This window comes from Streptomyces sp. NPDC058457 (genome assembly GCF_042720695.1).
GTDB lineage: Bacteria > Actinomycetota > Actinomycetes > Streptomycetales > Streptomycetaceae > Streptomyces.
Genome location: NZ_JBHXLU010000009.1, coordinates 153,828 through 180,037 on the forward strand (window position 1 = coordinate 153,828; position 26,210 = coordinate 180,037).

The following is a 26,210-nucleotide window of genomic DNA, read 5'->3' on the forward strand; positions in this document are numbered from 1 at the left end:
ACGACCGCTCATCGGGACGCGCCCCATAGGGGCGCGGGGCTGAGTCGATATGCGGCTCCGCCGCGTGGGCGCGATCAGCCCCCACCGACCCGCAGCCCACACACGACCCCCACCACCGAAGTCGGCCCCCCGCGAACGCGGCCTACGCCTCTGTCGGCTGCCTGACGTTCTCCCGCACCCACTCCACGATCGACGTCGTCGTCGCCCCCGGTGTGAAGATCGCGGCGACGCCCTTCTCCTTGAGGGGGGCGATGTCGTCCTCGGGGATGATGCCGCCGCCGAAGACGAGGATGTCCTCGGCGTCACGCTGCTTGAGGAGGTCGATGACCGCGGCGAACAGGGTGTTGTGGGCGCCGGAGAGGATGGAGAGGCCGATGGCGTCGGCGTCCTCCTGGATCGCCGTGTCGACGATCTGCTCCGGCGTCTGGTGGAGCCCGGTGTAGATGACCTCCATGCCCGCGTCGCGCAGCGCCCGCGCGATGACCTTGGCTCCGCGGTCGTGGCCGTCGAGCCCCGGTTTGGCCACCACCACACGGATCGGGCCGGCTGCCACACCCATCACTGCCTCCATGACCATGAAACGAACACGCCAACATCCATCCGTATCGAGAAGTACCGCATATTCGGCGCGTTCCGCCACCCGTCTCAAGTGAACGAACGTTATCTCCAGCATCCCGCAACCGGCAGTTTCGCGGAGGTTACAGAGGGGGAAATCACACACAGCGGGACACGTCAGGGAGTCGCAGCGTGGTCCGCGGGGACGGTACGGACAGGCGACGCGGCATGTCGTCGTATCCAGCCGTACCCGCCGCCTCCGCCCGGCCTCCCCATGAGGGCACACGGGGGACGGAGTCGTCCTCGGCGTGCCGACAGGAGGTCGGCCGATGAAGGTCACCGGGGTACTGGACCCTTTTCTCCCGTTCTGCCGCCGCCTCCTGCCCAGCAGTCTCGCCGGCCTGTCGCTGGCCCTCCTGAAGTCGACAGCCCTGGAGGCCGCGATCCTGGCCGGGCATCTCCTGCTCTACCCGACGGGCCTCACCCCGGAGCGCCGCCCGCCCTCGCCGCCCGCACCGTCCGCGGAGCCTGACGGCACGGTCCGGCTGCCGGTCCGGCCGGCCCCGCCGGTCGTGCTGCTGCACGGCTTCATCGACAACCGCTCGGTCTTCGTCCTGCTGCGCCGCACCCTCGCCCAGCACGGCGGCCAGCGCGTCGAGTCGCTCAACTACTCGCCGCTGACCTGCGACATCCGCACCGCCGCCGAACTGCTCGGCCAGCACATAGAGGAGATCTGCGAGCGCACCGGCAGCGGCCGGGTCGACATCGTCGGGCACAGCCTCGGCGGGCTGATCGCGCGCTACTACGTCCAGCGCCTCGGCGGCGACCTGCGCGTCCGCACCCTGGTGACGCTCGGCACCCCGCACTCCGGCACCCGGGCGGTGCCGCTCGCGGACGCGCACCCGATCGTGCGGCAGATGCGCCCGGGTTCGGAGGTGATCGAGGAGCTGACCAGGCCCGCACCCGGTTGCCGCACCCGGTTCGTGAGCTTCTGGAGCGACCTCGACTCTGTGATGGAGCCGGTGGAGACAGCCCGTGTCGACCACCCGGACCTCATGGCGACGAACGTGCGGGTGACCGGGATCGGTCACCTCGCCCTGCCCGTCCACCCGGCGATCGCGTCCGGTATACGGCAGGCCCTCGACGAAACACACGCGGAGGAGCGGATCGCGGGCGGTCTGACGGTGGCCTGAGGGCGAACCGGGCGGGCGAGGGCCGCCCGGCGGAGCCCGTTTGGACCCACCCCCGCTCGAACACTCCTCGAACACAAGGCCAAACCCGCGCCCGTCGTCCCCCGAAACACGGCCGAATGCCCGTTTCCCGAAACAGTGAAACCTGTTGAAGATTGTCGCGCCCGTATACCGCCGGGTACAGTCGCCGCACTGCTCTGGCAGCCCCTGTTGTCGAGGCGAAAGAGAAGTTGGTGAACGACCGTCACCCGTCGGGGACCATGACCACCCCGGCCCCGGCTTCCGACGCCGATCCGGCGCACTACGCGCCGTACGGCACCCAGGAAGCCCAGTACGGCGACTTCACCACGTACGGCGACCACACCGCCACCGGCGCCTCCTTCCACAGCGACCCGCTCTTCGGCAGCCTGCCGGGCGAGGGCCAGGCCACCGGCGGGTACGACGCCACGCAGTGGCAGACGGCCGGCGGTCAGACGCTGAACTACGACCCGTACGCGGCCCAGCACCACGCCGCCTACGACTCCGGCGCCTACGACAGCACCGCGTGGACCGTCCCGGCACCGGCGCAGGAGACGGTCGCCGACACCAGCGGCCATTGGAACGCGAACGCCTGGCTGCAGCCCGACCAGTCGGGCATGGCCGGTGCGACCCAGCAGTGGGAGTGGGGCACCCAGGCGTTCGACACCGGCGTGTACGACGCCACGCAGTGGAACTCCGACGGCACCCCGGCGCAGACCGCCGAGCCCGGCTACGAGCACGAACCGCAGGCCGCCGACTCCTTCGACGAGTCGGCGACCCAGATGTTCGAGCAGCACCCCTACGAGGAGTTCGGGGAGTTCGAGAAGCCCGCGGAGAACTTCCCGGACGACGGGGCGCTGACCGCGACCGGCGAACTGCCTGAAGTAACGCCACTGCTGGACGACCAGGAAGAGGTCACCCCGGTCACGCCGTCGGCGACGACCCGCGCGGGGGCGCGTTCCCGCCGCCGTACGCCTCCCAAGCGGTCCGCGCTGCTGACCGTCGCCGTGCCCTCCGTGTGTGTGATGGGCGTCGCCGGGATCGCGGCTGCCTCCGTCAACAGCCTGACCGGCGACGGCAAGGACACCACGGCCTCCGCCTCCGACGCGCAGTCGGTGAAGCCGTCCGCCGCCAACAGCAAGCTGGACGCCCAGCTCAGGACGCTCTCGGCGGGTGCCGACGACTTCGCCGACCGGGCCAGCCGGACGCAGGAGCGCATCGACCTCAAGGCCCAGCAGGAGTCCGAGAAGAAGAAGGCGGCGGCCGAGGCGGCCCGCAAGGAGCGGCTGCGCCCGAAGTACGTGCTGCCGGTCACGCAGAGGGGTCTCAGCGCCTACTTCGGCCAGGCCGGCGTGAACTGGATGTCCGTCCACACGGGCATCGACTTCCCCGTCTCCTACGGCACGACGGTGATGGCCGCCACCGACGGCGTCGTCTCCACCAAGTGGAACAGCGCCTACGGCAACATGATGATCGTGACGGCGAAGGACGGTACGGAGACGTGGTACTGCCACCTCTCGTCGTACCGTGTCGCCGCCGGTACGACCGTGAAGGCCGGCGATCCGATCGCGTACTCCGGGAACTCCGGCAACTCGACCGGTCCGCACCTGCACTTCGAGGTGAGGCCGGCCGGAGGCGCCGCCATAGACCCGCTGCCGTGGCTGCGCAGCCACGGGCTCGACCCGACCTGACCTGGCCGATACCACCGGGCCCCGCCGCAGCGGGGCCCGGTGGTACTACAGCTTCTCCACCGGCGCGTACCGCAGCAGCAGCCGCTTCGGCTTGGCGTCGCCGAAGTCGATCGTCGCCTCCGCGTTCCCACCCGTGCCCTTCACCGCGACGACCGTGCCGAGGCCGAACTGGTCGTGGGTGACGCGGTCGCCGACGGCCACCGAGACCACCGGCTTCTCCGAGGTCCGCCGGGTGGCGAAGCCGGACGCGCCCGAGGCCGAGGAGCGCGAGCGGGTGGAGGAGAGCGAGGCGGCCACGCCCGCCGCGGGCCCGGCGGAGACCGGCGCCATCGCCCCGGTCCGCTTCCATTCCAGATAGGCGCCCGGGATCTCCTCCAGGAAGCGCGAGGGCGGGTTGTACGACGGCTGGCCCCAGGCGCTGCGCATCGACGAACGGGTGAGGTACAGCCGCTCCCGCGCACGTGTGATGCCGACGTACGCGAGCCGCCGCTCCTCCTCCAGTTCCTTGGTCTGGCCGAGGGCGCGCATGTGCGGGAAGACGCCGTCCTCCATGCCGGTCAGGAACACCACCGGGAATTCGAGGCCCTTGGCGGTGTGCAGGGTCATCAGGGTGATGACGCCGTCGCCGTTCTCGTCCTCGTCGGGGATCTGGTCGGAGTCGGCTACCAGGGCCACCCGCTCCAGGAAGGCGGCGAGCCCGGCCGGCTGCTCGCCCTCGCCGGTCTCCTGCTCGAACTCCAGCGCCACGGAGGCGAGTTCCTGGAGGTTCTCGATGCGGGTCTCGTCCTGCGGATCCGTCGAGTTCTGCAACTCGGCCAGGTATCCGGTGCGTTCGTAGATCGCCTCCAGGACCGTGGCGGGTCCGGCGCCGGACTCCACGACCGTACGGAGGTCCTCCATCAGCGTGTTGAACCGCTTGACCGCGTTCGTCGACCGGGCGGCCATGCCGTACGCCTCGTCGACGCGCCTGAGCGCCTGCGGGAAGCTGATCTTCTCGCGCTGGGCGAGGGCGTCGATCATCGCCTCCGCGCGGTCGCCGATACCGCGCTTGGGGACGTTGAGGATGCGCCGGAGCGGGACGGAGTCCTCCGGGTTGGCCAGCACCCGCAGGTAGGCCAGGACGTCCCGGACCTCCTTGCGCTCGTAGAAGCGGACGCCGCCGACGACCTTGTACGGCAGGCCGACACGGATGAAGATCTCCTCGAAGACCCGGGACTGCGCGTTGGTGCGGTAGAAGACGGCGACATCGCCCGCCTTCGCCTCGCCCGCGTCCGTCAGACGGTCTATCTCCTCGGCGACGAACTGCGCCTCGTCGTGCTCGGTGTCGGCGACGTAGCCGGTGATCTGCGCGCCCGCACCCGCGTTGGTCCACAGGTTCTTCGGGCGGCGGGACTCGTTGCGCTCGATGACCGCGTTGGCCGCGCTCAGAATCGTCTGTGTGGAGCGGTAGTTCTGTTCGAGGAGGATCGTCGTCGCGTTCGGGTAGTCCTCCTCGAACTGGAGGATGTTGCGGATCGTCGCGCCCCGGAAGGCGTAGATCGACTGGTCGGCGTCGCCGACGACGCAGAGCTCGGCGGGCGGCAGGTCGTGCTCGCCGGGCGGGGTGTCCGCACCGTGCGCGCCGGTGCCGACCAGCTCGCGCACCAGGGCGTACTGGGCGTGGTTGGTGTCCTGGTACTCGTCGACCAGGACGTGCCGGAAGCGGCGGCGGTAGTGCTCGGCGACGTCCGGGAAGGCGCGCAGCAGGTTGACCGTCGTCATGATCAGGTCGTCGAAGTCGAGGGCGTTCGCCTCGCGCAGCCGCGACTGGTACATGGCGTAGGCCTGGGCGAGGGTCTTCTCGAAGCCATCGGTCGCCTGAACGGCGAAGTCCTCCTCGTCGATCAGCTCGTTCTTGAGGTTGCTGATCTTGGCGCTGAAGGACTTGGGCGGGTAGCGCTTGGGGTCCAGGTCCAGGTCCCGGCAGACCAGGGCCATCAGGCGCTTGGAGTCGGCCGCGTCGTAGATCGAGAAGGAGGAGGTGAAGCCGAGCTTCTTGCTCTCCCTGCGGAGGATCCGCACGCACGCGCTGTGGAACGTCATCACCCACATCGCGTTGGCGCGCGGGCCGACGAGGTGCTCGACCCGCTCCTTCATCTCGCCCGCGGCCTTGTTGGTGAAGGTGATCGCGAGGATCTGGCCCGGGTGCACCTGGCGGGCGCCGAGCAGGTGGGCGATGCGGTGGGTGAGTACCCGGGTCTTGCCGGAACCGGCGCCGGCCACGATGAGCAGCGGGGAGCCGGCGTGCACGACGGCCGCCCGCTGGTTCTCGTTCAGCCCGTCCAGGAGGGCGGCCGGGTCCGGGGCCGGGCGGGCGGCGCCGTCGCGGTAGTAGGCGTCCCGGTCCGGGGGCACGTCGAACTTCCCGCCGAACAGATCGTCCGGAATCGACTCCGGAGCGTGCTCGTCCTCGGGCGGCGGCGGAGGTTCCTCGTCATGGCCGCGGGGGGCCTGGAGGCTCGCCAGGAAGCTGTCGTCAAAGAGGCTGCTCATCGCTCTCCGAGTCTAGGGCGCCCCACCGACAACCGGCCGCCACCCCGAAAACTCGCCCGGGTGACCGAACGGATCCGCTACGTCACGGCAGGCCGGCGCACGCCGCTGACCCGCGAGCGCCCACCGCGAACCACTGGCACCCTTCCAGGCAAGTCACCCATAACATCCCAAATGACCCTGCCTGAACGAGTCCCGACAACAAGGTCACGAAAATGTATCGGGCATATCGCACATCAACCTTCACAGAGGCCACACGAGTTGGTTAGCGTGCCGGGCAGGCCGTACGACCTCCACCGGCGAACATCGCCGGGCCGCACGGCCTCCGCCGAGTCCGGGGCGCCGCCGCGCATCCGGAGCCGGGGACCCACACCGATCCCGGGGTGAATCGGTCCCGACTCCCCTCAGGGGAGCGGACCGTAGGGCAACCCTTCCGAACCACCCGCCCGAACCCGACAGCTAACTCGGTAGGCGGAACACTGGAAGGAGTCGCCTCAGTTGGCGTCGCACCGCAAGTCCCGGCCGTCAGGAACGCGCGCGGCTGGCATACGCACTCCCGCGCTGGCCACCGCCGCCCTCACCTCCGTGGCCCTGTTCTCCCAGACGGCCGAGGCCGCACCCCCCGCGGACGGCAAGCCGAGCCTGGAGGAGGTGGAGAAGAAGGTCGACGCCCTCTACCGGCAGGCCGAGTCGGCGACCGAGAAGTACAACGCGGCCAAGGAGCGCACCGGCACGCAGCGCAAGCAGGTCGACACCCTGCTCGACGACGTCGCCGAGCGCACGGACCGGCTGAACAAGGCGCGTGAGGAGCTGGGTTCGTTCGCCGCGGCCCAGTACCGGACCGGGGCCGACGCCCCCGACACGGCGACCTTCCTGCTCGCGGACACTCCGCAGGACTACTTCGACCAGACGCAGCTGATGAGCCGGCTGACCTCGCGCCAGAAGGGCGCGGTCGACGACTACGTCACACAGCAGTCCGCGACCATGAAGAAGCGCCAGGAGGCCGCCCGGAGCCTCGAAACGCTCACCGAGACGCAGGACGAACTCAAAACCGCCAAGACCACCGTCCAGACGAAGCTGGCCTCCGCGCGAGAGCTGCTGTCGCAGCTGACGGCCGCGGAGAAGGCCCGGCTGGCGGCGATCGAGAAGCAACAGGAGGAAGCGGCGGCCCGCAAGGCGGCGGAGCTGGCGAAGCAGCAGGCCGCGGCCGCCGACCAGGAGGCCTCGTCGTCCTCGTCGCCCTCGACGTCCAGCGGCTCCTCCTCCGGCTCCTCCTCCGCCTACGCCACGAAGGCCGCCAAGGCGATCGCCTTCGCCCGCGCGCAGATCGGCAAGCCGTACGTGTGGGGTGCCACCGGCCCCGGCTCCTACGACTGCTCCGGGCTCTCCCAGGCCGCCTGGAAGGCCGCGGGCGTCTCCCTGCCGCGCACCACCTACGACCAGGTGAACGCCGGCACCACCGTCTCCCTCGCCGACGCCCGCCCCGGCGACCTGGTCTTCTTCTACGACGACGTCAGCCACGTCGGCATCTACATCGGCAACGGCATGATGATCCACGCCCCCAAGCCCGGCGCGTACGTCCGGGAGGAGTCGATCTACTACGGCGGTGAGTCGATCATCCACAGCGTGGTACGCCCGGCCTGATCCGTCGGGGGCGCCCACCACCCATCAGGCGCCCCCAGGCACTCCCCCCGCACCTGCTCTCACCTCAACGATCCGGGCGCCATCGCGCGCATCCGTCTCGCGCGCGCCCCGGCCGCTTCTGCACACCCGCTCTCACCCCACCGCCGCAAACACCACCCCGCGCATCCCCGTCCCCCCTCAAGCGCCCCTCAGTCGCTCCCCACGCCCTCTCACACCCGACCGACCCCGAGCGACGCGCGCTCGCGCCCCTGTCCCGCGACCGCGGGGTATTCGGGCCGCACACGCGCGTGGCCCGTTCGTGCCGCGGTCGGCCCTCCCTAGCATCAGCGGCATGTCCGGTATTTCCCCCCTCCGCGCCTGGTGGGCGCAGCGTCCGCCGGCGGCCGGGGCCGCCGTGATGGCCACCGGCATCATGTCGGTGGGGTTGCACCTTGCGGAGGCGGAGACCGTGTCCCGGGTGGCGCTGGTGGCGGCCTGTGTGATGTGGGCGGCGCTGGCCGCGGACTTCGTCGTACGGCTGGCGCTCGATCGCCGGCGGTGGGCGGCGGAGGCGCGGACGCCGGGCGCGCTCACCGCCGTGGCGGCGACGACGGTGCTGGGGACCCGGTTCTCGGCGCTCGGGTGGCAGACCCTCGCCGAGGCTCTGCTGGCGCTGTCGGCAGTGCTGTGGCCGCCGCTGCTGGTCCTCGTCGTGCGGCACTGGAAGCCGCGGATGCCCGGCGCGGTGTTCCTGGCCTGTGTGGCCACGCAGGGCCTGGCCGTACTGGGAGCGACGCTGGCGGCGGCCGTGACGACGGCGTGGCTCGCCCACCTCTCGCTGGCCCTCTTCTGGCTGGGGCTGGCGATGTACGGACTCGCCGTGCCCCGGTTCGAGTGGCGGCAGATCGCCGAGGGGCCCGGTGACCAGTGGGTGGCGGGCGGCGCGATCGCGATCTCCGCACTGGCCGGGGCGAGGCTGCTGGCCGCCGACAGCGCGCGGCTGTACCTGTGGAACGACGACGACCGAAGTGTCCTGCGCGCGGTGACGGCCTGGCTGACGGTGGCGGCCGGCGCGGCGGCGGCCGCCCGTACCGGCCTCAGGAAGGCCCGCTGAGGATGCCGAGGATCAGGTCCACAGGACGGCGATGAAGATGTTCGCCACCGTGAGCAGGCCCACCAGCCCGAAGGCGCCCTTCTCCACCTTCTCGTCGTCCCGTTTCACGTAGACGAGCCCGAGGATCACGATCAGCAGGGCGAGCTTCACGCCGATCTTGAAGGTGTTGACGTGGTGGTCGTCGGCCTCGTTGAGACCGACCAGGATCACGCCGGTCACGAGCATGGTGAACGCGCCGTGCAACATCCCGGGGACGAACCGGGCCGTGCCCTGGCCCATCGCCTTCATCTGGGTGAGGAAGCCGCCGAGAAGCGCGGCGATGCCGATGATGTGCAGGCCGACGAAGAGATGGATGAGTACGTCCATGACCCCGGAGCCTAATCAGGGCGGTACGGGGCGCCGGGCACCGGCCCCTCCCTCCGCGCCCGCCGCGCCGCATATATGCACCCCATAGCACCCCGCGTCCCCCGCCAGCCCCGGAACTGCCTCTTCGGTCATCCCGTCCCGAGAAGCCGACGGCTCCGGACCGGAATCCCGGTCATATACCGTCGGGTAACGATCCGGTCACGCCAATTCCGCGCATCGCGTTACCGAGCCGACACACGCGGGCCTAGCGTCCTCCCCCAGGTGACCGACTCCCCACCGCCGCCCGGGCCAGGGGCGGCAGTCGGACACCTCCGCCGAGAAGGTCCGGCGGCGGTCCGTTCCCCCTGTGCGGGCCGCCGCCGGACGCGCAATCCGCAGTCCCCCGCGGCCGTACGGGCGCTCCCCTGGCGTTCGGACGGGCGGGACTGCGGTCGTACGAAAGGACGGGACAGTCCAGGTGGCAGCGCACCGCAAGCCCCGACAGCGCTCGCTCAGCGGCAACACGGCCCGCACGGCCGCCACCCTCGCCCTGGCGGGCGCGGCCACCGCGACGGCTTTCGAAGGGACCGGAAACGCCGAGCCCCAACTGACACCGGCGCAGGTGAAGGCCAAGGTGGACCAGCTGTACCAGGAGGCCGAGGCGGCCACCCAGAAGTACGACGGAGCGAAGGACAAGGCCGATTCGGCCGAGCGGCGGCTGAAGTCGCTGCAGGACGAGACCGCCCGCGCGCAGGACAAGCTCAACTCCGCCCGGGACGCGCTCGGTTCGACAGCGGCCGCGCAGTACCGCGCCGGTGGCATCGATCCGGCCTGGCAGCTCGCGCTGTCCAGCGACCCCGACCGGTACCTGGACGACGCCGCGTTCGCCGAGCGGGTCGGCGACCGGCAGGCCGGGGCGGTGGCGCGGGTGCGCGGGCAGCTGCGGGAGGTCGAGCAGCTGCGTGGCGCGGCGCACGTGGAGCTGACCTCGCTGCGGTCCCGGCAGGCCGAGCTGAAGCGGCAGAAGACCGCCATCAACGGCAAGCTCGGCGAGGCCCGGCGGCTGCTGTCGCAGCTGTCGCCGGGGCAGCGGGCGGCGGTCGCGGCGGACGACGGCACCGGACGTGCCTCACGCTCGGCGTCGGACGCCCGCGCCCCCCTGACCGCCGGCAGCGTCGCCGCCCCCGACTCCCGTGCCGCTGCCGCCGTCGCATACGCCTACTCGAAGCTCGGCAGCCCCTACGTCTGGGGCGCGACCGGCCCCGACGCCTTCGACTGCTCGGGCCTCGCCCAGGCCGCCTACCGCTCCGCCGGCGTCTCCATCCCCCGCACCACCTACGCCCAGATCGACGCCGGCCGCCGCGTCTCCCGCTCCGAACTCCAGCCGGGCGACCTGGTGTTCTTCTACTCGGGCATCAGTCACGTCGGCATCTACATCGGCAACGGCCAGATGATCCACGCCCCCAATCCGTCGGCGCCGGTGCGGATCGCCCCGATCGACGAGATGCCGTTCGCGGGGGCCGCGCGGGTCGTGTGAGCCACTCGCCGGGCACCGTGCGGGTTGTGTGAGCCCCTCGCAGGGCACTGTGGACTCGTGGCGCCGGGCCGCCGCGGACCCGCCTCAGACCAGGCGGCGCGCCGTCGCCCAGCGGGTCAGCTCGTGCCGGTTCGACAGCTGCAGCTTCCGCAGGACCGCCGACACATGGGACTCGACCGTCTTGACAGAGATGAACAGCTGCTTGGCGATCTCCTTGTAGGCGTAGCCCCGCGCGATGAGACGCAGGACCTCGCGCTCGCGCTGGGTGAGGCGGTCGAGGTCCTCGTCGACCGGCGGGGCGTCGGTGGAGGCGAAGGCGTCCAGGACGAACCCCGCGAGCCGTGGCGAGAAGACGGCGTCGCCCTCCTGGACCCGGAAGATCGAGTCGACCAGGTCGGTGCCGGTGATCGTCTTGGTGACGTAGCCGCGGGCACCGCCCCGGATCACGCCGATCACGTCCTCGGCCGCGTCCGACACGGACAGTGCGAGGAAGCGCACCGGCTGCTCGGCGTCCGCCATCAACGGGGCGCACCGGCGCAGCACCTCGACCCCGCCGCCGCCCGGCAGGTGCACGTCGAGGAGGACCACCTCGGGCCGGGTCGCGGTGATCACCGTGACCGCCTGGTCGACGTCGGCGGCCTCGCCGACCACCTCGACGCCGGTCTGCTCGGTCTGGCCGATCTCGGCCTGGACGCCCGTCCGGAACATCCGGTGGTCGTCGACGAGGACCACACGCACCCGACGCCCGGCCTTCTCCGCGCCTTCCACCGGTCCGTTCGCCGGGCCGTTCGCCTCGGTCGCGTCGCTCATGACGTCTTCTCCGCCCTCTCCATCTCCAGCTCGACCTCCGTGCCGCCGCCCGGCACGGACCGCAGCCGTGCGGTACCGCCGTGGCGCTCCATGCGGCCGATGACCGATTCTCTGACACCCATGCGGTCGGCGGGTATCGAGTCGAGGTCGAAGCCGGGACCACGGTCGCGGACGGACACGAAGACCGTCCTGCCCTCGACTTCGGCGTAGACCTGGACGGCGCCGCCCTCGCCACCGTACTTGGCCGCGTTGACCATCGCCTCGCGCGCGGCCTGCATCTGGGCACTCGTCCGCTCGTCGAGCGGGCAGTCCCCGACCACCACGACCTCGATGGGGACGCCGTGCTTGTCCTCCACCTCCGCCGCGCTGCGCCGGACCGCGTCGGCGAGGGTGGCGGGCTCGTCGGCCTCGTCCTTGCCGGTCCCCTCGGGTTTGTAGAGCCAGGTGCGCAGGTCGCGCTCCTGGGCACGGGCGAGGCGGCGCACCTCGCCCGCGTTCTCCGCGTTGCGCTGGATCAGGGTGAGGGTGTGCAGCACGGAGTCGTGGACATGGGCGGCGACCTCGGCGCGCTCCTGGGCGCGGATGCGCATCAGCCGCTCCTCGGAGAGGTCCTGGGTCATCCGCACGAGATACGGACCGGCGAGCAGCGTGATGCCGACAAGCACGGCAAGGGCCGCCTGGAGCACCGCGCCGATGTGCGCGGCGGAGCCCTGCATGACGAAGACGCCCGAGACGCCCGCGGTGACGAGCAGGACACCGACACCCGCGCGCAGCAGGGTGAGCGTACGGCGCCGGCTGCCGACCTCGACCCAGCGGGCCCGGCGGGCGTTGTCCGCCTGGCGCCAGACCAGGGCGACGCCGGCGGCGACCAGGACCGTGGGAAGGAGGTAGGCCTTGGCCCCGCCGGTCAGGTTGACGCTGCCCACGAACACCATGGACACGACGACCATGAGGAGCAGGGCGACGATCTGGCCCCGGTCCGGTTTGCGGGCGACGAGTCTGCGGCGGCCGTCCGCCGAGGTCTCGGTGGCGACCAGGGACGGGGGCTTCTGGCCACCGACCCCGCCGACGCCGAGGGGTACGAAGAACCAGAACGCGGCGTACAGCAGCGCGCCGAGGCCGTTGGCCATGAACAGGCCGACGAAGACGAGCCGCACCCAGACCACGGGCAGCCCGAGATGCCCGGCGAGGCCCCGCGCCACTCCGCCGAGCCAGCGGCCGTCGCTGCTTCGGTAGAGCTTGCGCGGCGGCCGCGGGTCGTCGAGGGGCACTGCTGCGGCTTCCGGCATGCCATCGATGTTCACACGCCCGGAGTTGCGGAGCATCAGGGTCGGCCCCCGAGACTCCCCTGATCTTCCGATTTCCCGGCGCCGACTCCTCGTTCCGCTGCTCGTCCCCCGGACTCGTTCTCCTGCTGGTTCTCCTGCGGCGCGGGCCCGGGTCTCCGTCGCCGCAGCACCGTTCGAACGCTTCCCGGCCCGGCCTCGGGGCCGATTTCAGGGTTCGGCCAGGGTCATCCCGACTGCCGTTGCGGCGGCACGGCCGTCACCATTGACTCATGACTGATCACGAGCACGCCGCGACGGGTCCGGGACCCGGCCCCGGCCCGCGGCCCGCAGCGGGCACCGGGCCGTCGGATGCCGCGCCCGCCGCGACGGAGACGGCCGGGACGGGGGCCGGTGCCGCCGGCACCGGCGCGGAGGCCGTCGGCGCGGCCTCCCCCCGGTTCCGGCGCGACCGCCGGCACAAGATGATCGCGGGCGTGTGCGCGGGGCTCGGACGCCACACCGACCTGGACCCGGTGATCTTCCGCATCACCTTGGCCGTGCTGGCCGCGACGGGCGGCATCGGCCTCCTCTTCTACGGCTTCGCCTGGCTCTTCGTGCCGTACGAGGACGACGAGGAGAACGAGGTCCGCAAGCTGCTGACCGGCCGGGTCGACGGGCAGGCCCTGGCGGCCGTGCTGTTCGCGCTGGTCGGCTGCGGAGTGCTGCTGAGCATGATCGGGAACGGCCAGGTGCTGGCGTTCGCCGTCGTCCTCTCCCTGCTGCTGGCCGGTGCCGGGTACTGGTCACGGCGGCGCGGCGCCCCCGACCCCGACCCGCTGTCCGCCCAGGCCGTCGCCGACGCCCCGCCGGAGGCCCAGGCACCACCGGTCCAGATCTCGTACCCCTCGTGGTGGCGCGACCCGATCGTCAAGGACGGCACACATGTCGGAGGCACCGGCTATCTGTGGGGCCCGGGCGACGCCCGCGGCCGGGACGCCCCAGGACCCGACTTCCGGCTGAGCACCCCGTGGGTCCACGGCCAGGACACCGGCGCCGGGCAGAGCCCGCCCCCGAAGCCGCGCGGACCGCGCTGGATCGGCGGCTGGATCTTCCTGTTCGCCCTGGTGGCGGGCAGCCTGGGCACGGGCCTGACGTGGGACACGCACCCGCTGGGCACCAGCCTCCAGACCGGTCTGGCCTGCACGCTGATCGTGTTCGGGCTGGGCACGGCGCTCAGCTCGTTCCTCGGACGCACGGGGGCCGGCTCGCTGTTCCTGGCACTGCTCACGGCGGCCCTGCTGGCGGTCGCCACGGCCCTGCCGTCCGACATCAGCACCCACTGGACGCGGATGTCCTGGACCCCGGCCACGGCGGCGGAGGTGTCGCCGGCCTACGACCTCGGGACAGGTGTGGCCACCCTGGACCTGACGCACATACGCATCGCCGAGGGGCGGACGGTGTCGACGTCGGCCGAGGTGGGCGCGGGTCAGCTGAAGATCGTCGTACCGGCGGACGCGACCGTGCGGATGAGCATCGACGTGGGAGTGGGCGACATCCAGTTGCCGGGGGACGACAAGAAGGACGTGGACGTGGAGCCGGGCAAGCACAAGGACGTGACGCTGCCGCCGACGAGCGGTGCGAAGAACGCGGGGACGCTGGACCTGGATCTCCAGGTCGGCGCGGGACAGGTGGAGGTGACCCGTGCTTCGGCATGAGTTCCAGCCCGGACGGCTGGTCGTCGGTGTCTTCCTGACGGCGGCGGGGATCGCCTATGCCGGTGACGCGGGCGGCTGGTGGGACACCGAGTGGTTCGCCGTCATCCCCGTGATGGTGGCCGGCCTCTTCCTGGCAGGGGTGACCGCGGCCCTGACCCGTGCGATACGCAGGCGCCGCGGTACACCGGAAAGCTAGGAACCGAGCCGGCTAGAGACCCAGTGAGGCCCGTGCGGAGCGGTGTCGGCGCCGGGCGCGGAGCATCGAGTCCAGGGAGAGGTAGGGGGCGCCGGCGAGGACCAGGGGCAGCCAGGCCATCAGGTAGGCGAGGTCGTTGCCGTAGTAGTACGGGGAGTTGGCCCAGCTGATCGTCAGCCAGAGGCTGAGCGAGATCAGCGCGCCGCCGAGCGCGGCCAGGCGGGCCAGCAGGCCGAAGAGGGTGCCGAGGCCCACGGCCAGCTCGCCGATGGCGATCGCGGTGCCGAAGCCGACGGGGTTCTTCAGGGCCAGGTCGATCAGGGCCGGGATCGCGGCGGAGTCACGGACCGCGCGCATGGTGTCGCCGATGGACCCCGACCCGCCGGATTTCAGGAAGGCGTTGTCGGTCAGCTTGTCCAGGCCGGCGTAGATGAAGGTGACGCCCAGGAAGATCCGCAAGGGAAGGAGGGCGTATCGGGTGGCGGTGTCCCGCAGTCCGCGGTCGCCGTCGAGATACGGGGTGTGCGTGTCCGAACGAATGCCGTGAGTCATCGCCAGTAGCCGCCTCTCGCCGCTGTGCCCAGGCCCCTCAACAGACCATACGTACGACAACCACGACCTGCTCAACCCTCAGCCGGACGTTTTTCCGAATTTCGGCCTGACGTAGCCACCCGGGAGAGCGGAGAAAGTCCCCTCATTCGGTCACTTCGACGACGCACCGGTTGGTCGCCACCCCGGCCGCCGTCACCACCTGGACCTCGACCCAGCCGGGCTCCACGTCGGCCGGGACCGGGACGGTGAGGACGTGGTCGGTGGGGTTGCTGAAGCCTCCGGTGACGGGGACCAGGGGGACGTGGACGTTGACGGCGCCGATGCGGACGACCATGCGGGAGAGGCGGTCGGCGGTCTGGGCGCCGGGCGGGACGAAGCCGGTGCCGCGGATCTCGATGTCGTCGCCGGTGCGGATCGGGCCGTCCAGGTCACCGGCCTCGCGGGCCCGGACGACGGAGAGGATCACCGGGCGGCCGCCCTCGGCGTACTTTCCGGCCAGGTAGGTGGCGGCGGAGATCAGGACCACCGTCGCGAGGCCCCACGGCAGGTCGGGGAGCTGGTCGGGGCGGCGGGCGAGCCGTACGGCGGCGAAGAGCAGGGCGACGGCGCTGATGACGACGTACTGGATGTCAGCGAAGGTGCCGCGGCCGGCGTCGTCGGTGAGCAGGTCGGCGGCGCGGGGGCGGTGGGCGTGCACTTTCTGCAGGCGCTGGCCGACGATGCGCAGGCCGACCACCCGGCGCACCAGGACGGCGATGCCGCAGACCACGGCGAGGACGGTCACCGCACCGGCGCCGCGCGCGAGGTCGAGACCTGAGATGAGGGCGTCACGCTCGGCGGGAGAGGAGGCGGCGGCCAGGCGGCCGGCCAGGACGAGGACGGCGTACACGACGAACAGGACCCAGGAGGCGGCGACGGTGCGGGAGGTGGACATGCGGTTGTCCTCGCCGATGACGGGGGCGAGCACCCCGCCGCGCGAGCGATGGAACCAGGAGGCGGCGGTGAGGGCGAGGGCCACGACCAGTGCGGCGAGCAGTCCGGCGGTGCGGGCGCTGGTCCAGCCCGCACCGATGGCGGTGAGGGACTGGGTGAGGAGCATGATCACGACGGCTGCCCACACGGTGCACGCGGTGCGCAGCCAGAGGCGGGCGAGCCAGGCCCCGCCCTCGGCGCGGCCGCGTTCGGCGACCGCCTCGGCGGACTGGGTGAGCTCCTCGGAGACCCACTGGCGGGAGGCGGAGGCCGAATGGGCCACCGCCGCGGGCAGCCCCTGCCCGGCCGCGAACTCGTCGCGCTTGAGGAGGAATTCGGCGACCGCCCGCCGGTGCCCCTCGCGTGCCCCGTGCGGACAGTCCCCGCACGCGCAGCCGCCCCCGTGGACACCCGAACCGGTGCCCTGCCTCGCCTCCTGCACCGCCACGCCCGACGCCCGCCTTCCCCACGCCCGGGGCACGCCGCGCAGGGCCCTCCCCGGGGCCCGACGACGCCGTGCAACTCCCTTGTGTCGAGAGCGAATTGTGCCCTACGCCACGCCATTCGCGAGCAGCAGGTTGGTCACGACGAGTGAAGGTACGGCAGACGTGTTGACCCGACTGCGAGAATTTCCCCATGGCCGAGATCATCCAGCGGGACGGGACCTGGGCCTTCGACGGCAGTACGGTCCGGATCACGCCGGGACGCCACCGTTCCGTGCCGCTGTTCCGGCAGACCTACGGGGAGATCACCGTACCCCTGGAAGCAGTGTCGGGGGTGGTGTACGAGCCGGAGCGCAGGCGGGGGCGGCTGAGGATGCGGCTGCGCGAGGGTGCGGACCCGTTGTTGCAGGCGACGGGCGGGCGGTTGCCGGAGGCGGCGGACCCGTACCGGCTGACGGTGGACGGGGACCGGTCCGGGGTGGCCGAGTACGTCGCGGCGGAGATCCGGCAGTCGCTGCTGCTGGACCAGGTCCCGAGGGAGCCGACGAAGACGTATCTGCTGCCGGGGCCGCCGGTGCCGGTGTCGGTGCGGTCGTCGGACGGCACGGTGTCGTTCGACGGTACGCAGGTGCGCGTCGACTGGGCCGACACCTCCGACCGGGTCAAGCGGGCCACGGGGCCCCGGATCCTCGGCGTCGGCGATCTGGTGCAGGTGGAGTGGCTGCCCAACTCCGGCCGCGAGGACGGCTTCCTGCGGTTCGTGACCCGGGAGACGGTGTTCTCGAAGCTGCCGGCCGAGCGCGACCCGTACGCCCTCGACCTGTGGGGCAGTGTCCGCCGCGATCTGCTGACGGCGCTGGTCGCGGCGGCGGTCACGGCCCGGCTGCCGCATCCGTCGACCCGGCCCGGCACGGAGTACACCGACCGGGACCGGAACCGGGCCACGGTGCCCGTGCCGCGCCGGTCGACGGACCATCACGACGTCCTGCTGCGCCGGCTGCGGGAACTCGGCGAACTGCACCGGGACGGGGTGCTCACGGACGAGGAGTTCGCGCTGACGAAGGCGGCCGTGCTGCGGAGCTTCTGAGCCGGGGGCTGAGCGGGTCCGGCGAAGTCCGCCGCGGTTCGGCAGCGCCCCGGAGGGGCGCGGGGAACTGCGCGACCAGCCACGACGGCGCCGCGGTCGGCAGAGGGCAGATCGCGGCACTTCCAGCGGAGCGCCTAGCTGAGCAGGTCCGGTTCGCTGCGGCTGATGTCCTGCCACAGGGGCTGGTAGTTGATCCAGGCCACCAGGTCGCCGCCGAGCTGTTCCCGGGTGGCGACGGCGAGCTTGTGGTCGATGAGCAGCGGGCGACCGGCCGCCTTGGCGGTGAGCTGGACCTGCGCGGACTTCTCCATCGACAGGAACCACCAGGCCGCCGCGTCCACCGAGTCGCCGACGGTCAGCAGCCCGTGGTTGCGCAGCACCAGCGCCTTGCGGGAGCCGAGGGCGGCGGCGATGCGGCGGCCCTCCTCGGCGTCGACGGCGACGCCGGTGTAGGAGTCGTAGAGGGCGTGGTCCTCGTAGAAGGCGCAGCTCTCCTGGCTGATCGGGTCGAGCAGGTCGCCGAGGGCGGACAGGGCGCGGCCGTGCACGGAGTGGCAGTGGGCGACGGCGACGACGTCCGGGCGGGCCGCGTGCACCTGGACGTGGACGGTGAAGGCGGCCTGGTTGACGTGGTAGCGGCCCTCGATCACCTGGCCGTCCTGGTTGGCGAGGACCAGGTCGCCGACGGTGACGTGCTTGAACGGCATGCCGAACGGGTTGACCCAGAAGCAGTTCGAGTATTCGGGGTCGCGGGCGGTGATGTGCCCCGACACCCCGTCCTCCAGTCCGGCCCGGCCGAAGATCCGCAGCGCGCCGGCGAGCCGCTCCTTGCGATGCCGGCGCTCGTCGTCGAGCGAGTCGTACATCGGCGGCATCGCGAACTGCAGCTGATCGGTGGGCAGCGGCAGGGGCGGGGGCGGGGTCGGCCCGTGCATAGGTCCTCCAGCACTGGGTTTGTGTTACGGCCGGAAGTTACCGCCGGTCAGCGCAGGAAAACAGAGCTGTTCTGTAAAGATGACGCGCGCGACCAGATCGCGACAGAAGATGTCGGGAATCGGCGGCACTGTGGCCGCCGTACGACACACGTCGAAGAGGTGGCGCCGCCGGAGCCGTGCCACCTCTTCTTCAGCTTCTTCAGCACCGAGCGCGATCGGACGCGCCCGGGCCTACTCCCACTCGATGGTGCCCGGCGGCTTCGAGGTGACGTCGAGGACGACCCGGTTGACGTCCCGGACCTCGTTGGTGATCCGGGTGGAGATCTTCGCGAGGACCTCGTACGGCAGGCGGGACCAGTCGGCCGTCATGGCGTCCTCGGAGGAGACCGGGCGCAGGACGATCGGGTGGCCGTAGGTGCGGCCGTCGCCCTGGACGCCGACGCTGCGGACGTCCGCGAGCAGGACCACCGGGCACTGCCAGATGTCGCGGTCGAGGCCGGCCGCGGACAGCTCCTCGCGGGCGATCGCGTCGGCCTCGCGGAGGAGGTCCAGGCGCTCCTTGGTGACCTCGCCGACGATCCGGATGCCGAGACCCGGACCCGGGAACGGCTGGCGCTGGACGATCTCCTCCGGCAGGCCGAGCTCCTGGCCGACCATCCGGACCTCGTCCTTGAACAGCTTGCGCAGCGGCTCGATCAGCTGGAACTCGAGGTCTTCCGGCAGGCCGCCGACGTTGTGGTGGGACTTGATGTTCGCGGTGCCGGTGCCACCGCCGGACTCCACGACGTCCGGGTAAAGGGTGCCCTGGACCAGGAACTCCACGGCCGGGCCGGCGTCGGCGATGATCTCGGCCTGGGCCTGCTCGAAGACCCGGATGAACTCGCGGCCGATGATCTTCCGCTTCTGCTCCGGGTCGGAGACGCCGGCGAGGGCGTCGAGGAAGCGCGCCTCCGCGTCCACGACCTTCAGCTGGACGCCGGTGGCGGCCACGAAGTCCTTCTCGACCTGCTCGGTCTCGCCCTTGCGCATCAGGCCGTGGTCGACGTACACGCAGGTCAGCTGGGAGCCGATGGCCTTCTGGACGAGGGCGGCGGCCACCGCGGAGTCGACACCGCCGGACAGGCCGCAGATGGCGCGCTTGTCGCCGACCAGCTCGCGGATCGCGGCGACCTGCTCGTCGATGACGTTGCCGGTGGTCCAGGTCGGCTTCAGGCCCGCGCCCCGGTACAGGAAGTGCTCCAGGACCTGCTGGCCGTGCGTGGAGTGCATGACCTCGGGGTGGTACTGGACGCCGTAGAGCTTCTTCTCGTCGTTCTCGAAGGCGGCGACCGGGACGACGTCCGTGGACGCGCTGACGGTGAAGCCCTCGGGGGCGGCGGAGCAGGCGTCGCCGTGCGACATCCACACGTGCTGCTCGGCGGGGGTGCCCTCGAAGAGGGTGGACGACGTCTTGGAGACGTGCAGGTCGGTACGGCCGTACTCGCGGGCGCCGGTGTTGTCGACGGTGCCGCCGAGGACCTGCGCCATCAGCTGGAAGCCGTAGCACATGCCGAAGACGGGGACGCCGGCCTCGAAGAGCTCGCGGTCCAGGCGGGGGGCGCCCTCCTCGTACACGGACGAGGGGCCGCCGGAGAGGATGATCGCCGCCGGGTTCTTGGCGAGCATCTCGGCGACCGGCATGGTGCTGGGCACGATCTCGCTGTAGACCCGGGCCTCGCGGACGCGGCGGGCGATGAGCTGGGCGTACTGCGCGCCGAAGTCGACGACCAGGACGGTGTCGGGGATGGCTGAGGACACGAGGTGCCTTTCGGCGGGTGGGCGGGGTCTGTGTCTTCGATTCTAACGGGGTGCGGTGGGACAGCTCCCGTCCCTGGGGGCTCCGCCCCCAGACCCCCGGGTCCTATGCCCACCCACCACCCGACTCGGCAAACCAGAAAGCGGCCGCCCCACCCGACCAGGTCGGCCAAAAGGCCCCCGACTCGGTAGACAGGAAGTAACCACCCCCGCGGCCCGGTAGCCCAAGAGCTAGCCCCCGGACCGGTAGCCCGAGAAATGGTCACCCGCCCGGACCGGTCTGCCGACTCGGGTTCTGTGGCATACTCTGCGCCATGCTCACGCAGACGACCTTCCTCTTTACCTATGGCAACCGGCCCACCGGCTGCCATGGTCGTGCTGCTTGAGCTACTGACAAGCGACTTCCCCAGGCGCCCCGGGCCGACAAGGTCCGGGGCGCCTGGTGTTTCTCCGGAACCTGTCGCTTCGGGGCACCGCACCCCTTCCGACGAGGAGCCCCCATGAACGCGATCGACGTGACCGGTGCCCGTACCCCCGAGGCCGCCGAGGTGATCAGCGGTGCGCGGGAGCGCATCGACGCGCTCGACGACCGGATCATCGGTCTGATCCAGGAACGGATGGCCGTCTCGGCCGTTGTCCAGGAGGCACGGATCACCTCCGGCGGCCGCCGGGTGAACCTCTCCCGGGAGATGGAGATCCTCGGCCACTACAGCACGGCGCTCGGCAAGCCCGGCACCGCCCTCGCCATGACGCTCCTGGAACTGTGCCGAGGTCGCATCTGAGTCGGGCGGACCTGAGTCGGGCGGACCTGAGTTCGGGGCCTTCTCACCCGTACGGCGCGTGACCGGCCCGCGAACCGCTTCGTTGGTGGGGTGTCCGTGTCAGCCAGGGGCGGGCCCGAAGGAACCACGCGTGGCTTCACTGGGGCGATGAGGCGTGCGGAACGTGCCGTGCGTCGTGGGACCTCGCTCCAGTCAAGTGACCGGACGGCAGGGGACAGCAGCCCGGTCACCCAAGAGACGGCCGGCTCCGGGGACGCCCGGGGCCGACCGGCGGAAAATTGCAAAAATGCACTAGGGCTGGGTCAAACGGTTGCGGAGGCCGCGTACATCCAGCACGATGCGTAGAGGGCCCGCAAGGGTCTTCGGAGTTCCCAAGTCCCAGCTCAGGCAACGGAATTGCCGTGTGCCGACCGTCCGCCAAAGGTCGAGACCTGCCGTACGCCCCGTGCGCGCCGGGGCGCCGACCCGGGGCCCGGACGGTGGTGCAGGGCGCAGAAACCAGCGGCGCAACCCCCCGGCGCCGCTTCCAGGCACCGACGCTGCCCTGACGTCGGTGCTGACGAAAGAAGGGCCCCGCGGCTCCGTCCCGCGGGGCCCTTCGCCTGTGTGCGAGAAGACACACCGGAAGACGCCGAAGACTATGTACGGCTGACCGTGCCGCAGGCCTCCTCCTTGCCGATGTCGCGGCTGCGGTCGTACGGGTCGACGGACGGGCCGGTCGGGGCGGCGCTTCCGGTCGGGGCCTGGGACGGGAACTGCGGGTGCAGATAGCCGTCGTTGATGTCGCAGGCCGAGTTGCCGGCGTCCTCGTCGTAGCGGAGCAGGGTCAGCCGGCCGGGGGTGACCTGGTACCGCGTGGGGTCGGGGAGTTCGGTGTCGATCACGCGGCGCACGATCGTACGGGTGACCTCGGTGGAACCGTCGGCGGGGACGACCGGGTAGACGAAGGTGTAGTCGGCGTGCACGGCCACGCCCTCGAACTTGCCCTTCGCGAAGGTGATCCGGCCGCGTACCTTGACGACCTTCCCGGCCTGCTTCACGTCCTTCGGGTCGAAGCGGCTGAAGAGGAACAGCGGGTCATGGGTCTTGCTCGGGCTGCGCAGCGAGGTCTTGAGGTCGTCGAGCACGTCGGGCTGCTTGGGGTCGAGCACCGAGAGGGCGGCCTCGGGGCGGCCGCCGGCCACCACGTCGGGGTTCAGGTTGGCGTCGACCAGCAGCTTCTTGGTCTGCTGGAGGGCCAGTTCGACGCGGTCCTTCGGGATCGCGCCGAGCGCGGTGGCCTTCGGCAGCACGATGCCGGCCGCGCCGTCGGCCCAGCGCAGCGCCGGGGAACCGGCGAAGGGATGGGCGAGTGTGGGGGTGTCGGAGGCGACCGCGGAGGGCGGGGCGGTCGGTGTGGCGGTCTCGGCGGGCAGGGGCGTGGTGGCGGTGTCCGTGCCGGCGGACGAGCCGAAGGGATCGCCGGGGAGCAGGGAGGGCCGCATCGCGACGACGGCCACGGCGATCGCCAGCGGAACGCCGATGACCGCCCATGTCCTGCGGCGGCGGGTGGCCCGCCCGTTCATCTCCTGCCAGGCGGGCCCGGTCCGCCACCCCTCGGGCTCCCCCTTCCGCCCCTTGAGCCGCTCGGTCACCTCGCGGGCCCGTGCGGAGGGTTCCTTGGGGGCGGACTTGCGGATGTCCCGTTCGGTGTCCTGGAGGAACTGCTCCCAGACCTCGTCGGATATGGAGGAGGACGACGGCTCGTCCCCCGACGATTCTTCGGACCGTCTGTCAGACATGACACTCTCTCGCTCGGCCGTTCGACGGGGCGAGAATAGCCTTGGAACCGACTGTGTCCATGCCATGCCCGGCAATTGGTTTCGAGCGGCGGGAACCCCGAGATCAAGTGACTCACATCACATAATGATTGTGTGAATGCGGAGGCAACCATTCACACGACTTGCCGGTCACATCAGCGGAACCAGCGGTGACATCCATCCACCGCAGCTGATGCACGGGGGTCCTCATGAAGCTTCGCCGGGTCATGGCCGCGGCGGCCGTCACGGCCGTCATCGCGCCGGTCGCCCTGCTGTCCGCGCCGGCTGCGTTCGCGGACGAGTCGCCGTCGGCGTCGGAGACGTCGGAGAGCGCGCCGAGCGAGATACCGAGCGACACGGCCCCGGCCTCGCCGTCCGACTCCGTCGCACCGAGCGACAGCGCGTCGGCGTCGGCGTCCGAATCCGCGTCGGCCTCCGCCTCGCCCAGCGACAGCGCGAGCGCAAGCGCATCGGCGTCCGCCTCCGCCGAGCCGTCCGAGTCGGCCGAGCCCAGCGAGGACCCGTCCGACCCGGACGTGCCGTACTGCGAGGACCTCGACGAGAACTTCGGCGACGCCAAGGTGTCCGCCGACATCAAGGGCCTGCCCGGCAAGATCGTCGCGGGCGACGGCTTCCACGGCTTCGAGCTGGTCGTGACGAACGAGTCCAAGACGGACGTCGAGGGCGTCGCCTTCTACGCCGAGATCGAGAACTACGAGCTCGACGAGTCGAAGTACCTCAGCCCGTACGTCGACCTGGAGTTCAAGAACCCCGACACCGGCTCCTGGGACCGGATCGGCAGCGACGACTGGGCCGGCGACTACTTCTTCTACGTGCCGAAGCTCAAGTCCGGCGCGAGCAAGTCGGTCGACCTGCGGGTCTCCATCGACGCCAAGGCGCCCGCCGGCGACGCCTACTCCTTCGGCTCCGGCGCCTATCTCGACAAGGTCGACGGCCAGGACTGCATCGCCGAGGGCTGGGCCCAGTACGACTTCACGGTCCTCAAGGCCGGCTCGTCCAACCCGGACCCGGGGACGGCCACGCCGAGCGACGACGGCGGCAAGGACTCCGTGAAGAAGCCGCAGGGCAACGTCTCCGACCTGCCGACCGGCAACCTCGCCGACACCGGCGCCGGCTCGGCGCTCCCGGTCATCGGCCTGGTCGGCGGGGCCGCCGTCGTGGTCGGCGCCGGAGCGGTGGTCCTGGTACGGCGGCGGAAGGCCGGCACGGGCGCGGATGCCTGAGCCGCACAGAGCAAGGTCGCGCGAACCGTCCTAAGGCGGCGGCCGCGCACCGATCGAAGAGGGACCTGGGCTCGGAGGGGGGCACAGGTCCCTCTTCGGTGTCCGGCTACTCCTTCGGCCTACTCCTTCGGCCTACTCCTTCGGCCTACTCCTTCGGCCTGCTACTTCGGCCTACTACTTCGGCCTACTACTTCGACTCGCTCCTTGGGCCTACTTCTTCGGTGGTACGGCCGGAATCCCGAGGAACGGCAGCCGCAGCGCGCCGAAGGCCTCGGCCGGGACCGCCGGGCGGAGCGGCTCGACCGGCCGGAGCCGCGCGTACGGCTCGCCCTGCCGCGGCCGCGGATCCGCCTCGCCCTTGTTGGGCCAGTACGACATCGCGCGCTCGGCCTGCGCCGTGATGGTGAGGGACGGGTTCACGCCGAGGTTCGCGGAGACGGCGGCGCCGTCCACGACCGAGATGCCCGGGTGGCCGTAGAGCCGGTGGTACGGGTCGATGACCCCGGTCTCGCGCGAGTCGCCGATGGGGCAGCCGCCCAGGAAGTGGGCGGTGAGCGGGGTGCCCATCAGCTCGCCGACATTGCTGCCGGCGAATCCGTTGATCTCCTCGGCGAGCACGGTGGCCGCCTCCGAAGCGGCCTTGATCTGCTTGGGGTTGGGGGCGCCGTGGCCCTGCCGGGCGGTGAGCAGGCCCTTGCCGACGCCGTCCGGTTTCAGGTACGTCGTCAGGGAGTTGTCCAGCGACTGCATCACCAGGCCGATGATGGTCCGCTCCGACCAGCGCCGGTTGGAGAGCGAGCGCAGCACCAGGAGGGGGTGGCGGGCCGCGTTCGCCAGCCAGCCGAGGACGCGGGAGGAGCCTTCCGCGTACGGGACCTGCAGGATCGACAGCCCGCCCATCGCGTTGGAGCCCTTGCCGTAGCGGACCGGCTCGATGTGGGTGTTCTCGTCCGGGTGGACGGAGGACGTGATCGCGACGCCCCGGGTGAAGTCGGCCTTGGGCGTGCCGTGTGCCTTGCGGTAGCGGCGGTTGTCGGTCTGGGCGCCGACCAGGGCCTCGGAGTTGGTACGGGTGAGGTCGCCCAGCCGGTCGGAGAGGTACGGCAGCTGGCCGCCGGCCTTCATGCGGTGCAGGAGGGTCTGGGTGCCGTAGGTGCCGGCGGCGATGACGACCCGGCGGGCCTTGAAGACACGGCCCTCGGCCTTCTTCCTGTCGTCCGTGGGCAGGGTCGCGACGGCGTAGCCGCCCTGCGAGTCGTCGGTGACGGAGACGACCGTCGTCATCGGGTGCACCACCGCGCCCGCCTGCTCGGCGAGGTGGAGGTAGTTCTCGTTGAGGGTGTTCTTCGCGCCGTGTCGGCAGCCGGTCATGCACTCGCCGCACTCGGTGCAGGCGTTGCGGGCGGGGCCCGCGCCCCCGAAGTAGGGGTCGGCGACCTGGTCGCCCGGGGCCGCCTTGGCCTCGCCGTCGGCGTCCTTGCCGTCGCCGAAGAAGACGCCGACCGGGGCGAGGTGGAAGGTGTCGCCGACGCCCAGCTTCTCCGCCGCCGCCTTCAGGTGGACGTCAGACGGGGTCATCGTCGGGTTGAGCCGTACGCCGAGCATGCGCTGCGCCTGGTCGTAGTACGGCTTCAGCTCGTCCTGCCAGTCCGTGATGGCACGCCACTGGGGGTCGTCGAAGAAGGGCTTCGGCGGGACGTAGAGGGTGTTGGCGTAGTTGAGCGAGCCGCCGCCGACGCCCGCGCCGGCCAGCACCATGACGTTGCCGAGGAGGTGGATGCGCTGGATGCCGTAGCAGCCGAGCTGCGGGGCCCAGAGGTAGTTCTTGATGTCCCAGGAGTTCTTGGGGAGGGCTTCTCGGGTGAAGCGGCGGCCGGCTTCCAGGACGCCTACGGTGTAGCCCTTTTCTGTCAGGCGCAGGGCGGTTACAGATCCGCCGAATCCTGATCCGACGACTATGACGTCGTAGTCGTAGGTGTCCTGGGGCACGATTTCTCCTCTTTGAGCCTAC

20 protein-coding genes, 1 pseudogene and 1 riboswitch are annotated in these 26,210 nt (G+C 71.2%); of the genes and pseudogenes, 10 read left to right on the top strand and 11 right to left on the bottom strand.

Going from position 1 to position 26,210, the window contains the following annotated elements:
* Window positions 1-142 precede the first annotated feature (142 nt).
* Window positions 143-559 (bottom strand): cobalamin B12-binding domain-containing protein, encoded by a 417-nt coding sequence (locus ACFWPS_RS10755; protein ID WP_123974712.1) that lies wholly within the window; start codon window positions 557-559, stop codon window positions 143-145.
* A 325-nt stretch (window positions 560-884) separates the two neighbouring features.
* Between ACFWPS_RS10755 and ACFWPS_RS10760 the strand changes: the two genes are divergently transcribed.
* On the top strand, window positions 885-1,748 hold the full coding sequence (locus ACFWPS_RS10760) for an esterase/lipase family protein (RefSeq protein WP_383703280.1): 864 nt from the start codon (window positions 885-887) through the stop codon (window positions 1,746-1,748).
* A gap of 230 nt (window positions 1,749-1,978) precedes the next feature.
* Entirely contained in the window at window positions 1,979-3,454 is a 1,476-nt protein-coding gene (locus ACFWPS_RS10765; RefSeq protein WP_383703282.1) for a M23 family metallopeptidase, read from the top strand.
* 45 nt (window positions 3,455-3,499) lie between these two features.
* Here ACFWPS_RS10765 and pcrA read toward each other — a convergent pair whose 3' ends face one another.
* Window positions 3,500-5,986 carry a DNA helicase PcrA gene (gene pcrA, locus ACFWPS_RS10770; protein ID WP_383703284.1) on the bottom strand — a complete coding sequence of 829 codons (2,487 nt, stop codon included), beginning with the start codon at window positions 5,984-5,986 and terminating at the stop codon, window positions 3,500-3,502.
* 313 nt (window positions 5,987-6,299) lie between these two features.
* A riboswitch (cyclic di-AMP (ydaO/yuaA leader) is annotated at window positions 6,300-6,474 on the top strand.
* 7 nt (window positions 6,475-6,481) lie between these two features.
* Between pcrA and ACFWPS_RS10775 the strand changes: the two genes are divergently transcribed.
* A complete protein-coding gene (locus tag ACFWPS_RS10775) occupies window positions 6,482-7,627 on the top strand; it encodes an NlpC/P60 family protein (protein ID WP_383703287.1) in 1,146 nt (381 codons plus the stop codon).
* A gap of 331 nt (window positions 7,628-7,958) precedes the next feature.
* A pseudogene (locus ACFWPS_RS10780) lies at window positions 7,959-8,669 on the top strand (hypothetical protein); the annotation flags it as partial.
* Between the two features lie 63 nt (window positions 8,670-8,732).
* On the opposite strand, the gene ACFWPS_RS10785 reads toward ACFWPS_RS10780, so the two are convergent.
* Window positions 8,733-9,086, bottom strand: coding sequence for a hypothetical protein (locus tag ACFWPS_RS10785; RefSeq protein ID WP_383703289.1), 354 nt, complete (start codon window positions 9,084-9,086; stop codon window positions 8,733-8,735).
* Window positions 9,087-9,543: 457 nt separating this feature from the next.
* Here ACFWPS_RS10785 and ACFWPS_RS10790 point away from each other — a divergent pair, with 457 nt between their 5' ends.
* The gene (locus tag ACFWPS_RS10790; RefSeq protein WP_383703291.1) at window positions 9,544-10,602 is read left to right on the top strand and encodes an NlpC/P60 family protein; all 1,059 of its coding nucleotides are present in this window, start codon (window positions 9,544-9,546) and stop codon (window positions 10,600-10,602) included.
* A gap of 84 nt (window positions 10,603-10,686) precedes the next feature.
* On the opposite strand, the gene ACFWPS_RS10795 is transcribed toward ACFWPS_RS10790, so the two are convergent.
* Both ACFWPS_RS10795 and ACFWPS_RS10800 read right to left on the bottom strand, forming a co-directional pair.
* Window positions 10,687-11,412, bottom strand: a complete 726-nt coding sequence (locus ACFWPS_RS10795) for a LuxR C-terminal-related transcriptional regulator (RefSeq protein ID WP_383703293.1) — start codon at window positions 11,410-11,412, stop codon at window positions 10,687-10,689.
* A complete protein-coding gene (locus tag ACFWPS_RS10800; RefSeq protein WP_383703295.1) occupies window positions 11,409-12,701 on the bottom strand; it encodes a PspC domain-containing protein in 1,293 nt (430 codons plus the stop codon). The genes ACFWPS_RS10795 and ACFWPS_RS10800 overlap by 4 nt, the downstream gene beginning before the upstream one ends.
* A gap of 269 nt (window positions 12,702-12,970) precedes the next feature.
* Here ACFWPS_RS10800 and ACFWPS_RS10805 point away from each other — a divergent pair, with 269 nt between their 5' ends.
* Window positions 12,971-14,395 carry a PspC domain-containing protein gene (locus tag ACFWPS_RS10805; protein WP_383703297.1) on the top strand — a complete coding sequence of 475 codons (1,425 nt, stop codon included), beginning with the start codon at window positions 12,971-12,973 and terminating at the stop codon, window positions 14,393-14,395.
* Complete coding sequence (locus tag ACFWPS_RS10810; RefSeq protein ID WP_089099356.1) at window positions 14,382-14,591, top strand: hypothetical protein; 210 nt, start codon at window positions 14,382-14,384, stop codon at window positions 14,589-14,591. The genes ACFWPS_RS10805 and ACFWPS_RS10810 overlap by 14 nt, the downstream gene beginning before the upstream one ends.
* 12 nt (window positions 14,592-14,603) lie before the next feature.
* On the opposite strand, the gene ACFWPS_RS10815 is transcribed toward ACFWPS_RS10810, so the two are convergent.
* Both ACFWPS_RS10815 and ACFWPS_RS10820 read right to left on the bottom strand, forming a co-directional pair.
* Window positions 14,604-15,143 (bottom strand): DoxX family protein, encoded by a 540-nt coding sequence (locus tag ACFWPS_RS10815; RefSeq protein ID WP_383703299.1) that lies wholly within the window; start codon window positions 15,141-15,143, stop codon window positions 14,604-14,606.
* Between the two features lie 142 nt (window positions 15,144-15,285).
* Window positions 15,286-16,563, bottom strand: coding sequence for a hypothetical protein (locus tag ACFWPS_RS10820; protein ID WP_383703301.1), 1,278 nt, complete (start codon window positions 16,561-16,563; stop codon window positions 15,286-15,288).
* Between the two features lie 188 nt (window positions 16,564-16,751).
* On the opposite strand from ACFWPS_RS10820, the gene ACFWPS_RS10825 reads away from it, so the two are divergent.
* Window positions 16,752-17,645, top strand: coding sequence for a DUF4429 domain-containing protein (locus tag ACFWPS_RS10825; protein WP_383703303.1), 894 nt, complete (start codon window positions 16,752-16,754; stop codon window positions 17,643-17,645).
* A 134-nt stretch (window positions 17,646-17,779) separates the two neighbouring features.
* Here ACFWPS_RS10825 and ACFWPS_RS10830 read toward each other — a convergent pair whose 3' ends face one another.
* Together ACFWPS_RS10830 and guaA are read right to left on the bottom strand one after the other, a co-directional pair.
* Entirely contained in the window at window positions 17,780-18,580 is an 801-nt protein-coding gene (locus tag ACFWPS_RS10830) for a class II aldolase/adducin family protein (protein ID WP_383703305.1), read from the bottom strand.
* A gap of 231 nt (window positions 18,581-18,811) precedes the next feature.
* A complete protein-coding gene (gene guaA / locus ACFWPS_RS10835; RefSeq protein WP_383703307.1) occupies window positions 18,812-20,377 on the bottom strand; it encodes a glutamine-hydrolyzing GMP synthase in 1,566 nt (521 codons plus the stop codon).
* Window positions 20,378-20,874: 497 nt separating this feature from the next.
* On the opposite strand from guaA, the gene ACFWPS_RS10840 reads away from it, so the two are divergent.
* Complete coding sequence (locus tag ACFWPS_RS10840) at window positions 20,875-21,156, top strand: chorismate mutase (protein WP_089099362.1); 282 nt, start codon at window positions 20,875-20,877, stop codon at window positions 21,154-21,156.
* Between the two features lie 638 nt (window positions 21,157-21,794).
* Here ACFWPS_RS10840 and ACFWPS_RS10845 read toward each other — a convergent pair.
* On the bottom strand, window positions 21,795-22,937 hold the full coding sequence (locus ACFWPS_RS10845; RefSeq protein ID WP_383703309.1) for a hypothetical protein: 1,143 nt from the start codon (window positions 22,935-22,937) through the stop codon (window positions 21,795-21,797).
* Between the two features lie 227 nt (window positions 22,938-23,164).
* On the opposite strand from ACFWPS_RS10845, the gene ACFWPS_RS10850 reads away from it, so the two are divergent.
* Entirely contained in the window at window positions 23,165-24,199 is a 1,035-nt protein-coding gene (locus tag ACFWPS_RS10850; protein WP_383703311.1) for an LPXTG cell wall anchor domain-containing protein, read from the top strand.
* 210 nt (window positions 24,200-24,409) lie between these two features.
* Here the strand turns inward: ACFWPS_RS10850 and ACFWPS_RS10855 are convergent, their stop codons facing one another.
* Entirely contained in the window at window positions 24,410-26,188 is a 1,779-nt protein-coding gene (locus ACFWPS_RS10855; protein WP_383703313.1) for a GMC family oxidoreductase N-terminal domain-containing protein, read from the bottom strand.
* Window positions 26,189-26,210 lie beyond the last annotated feature (22 nt).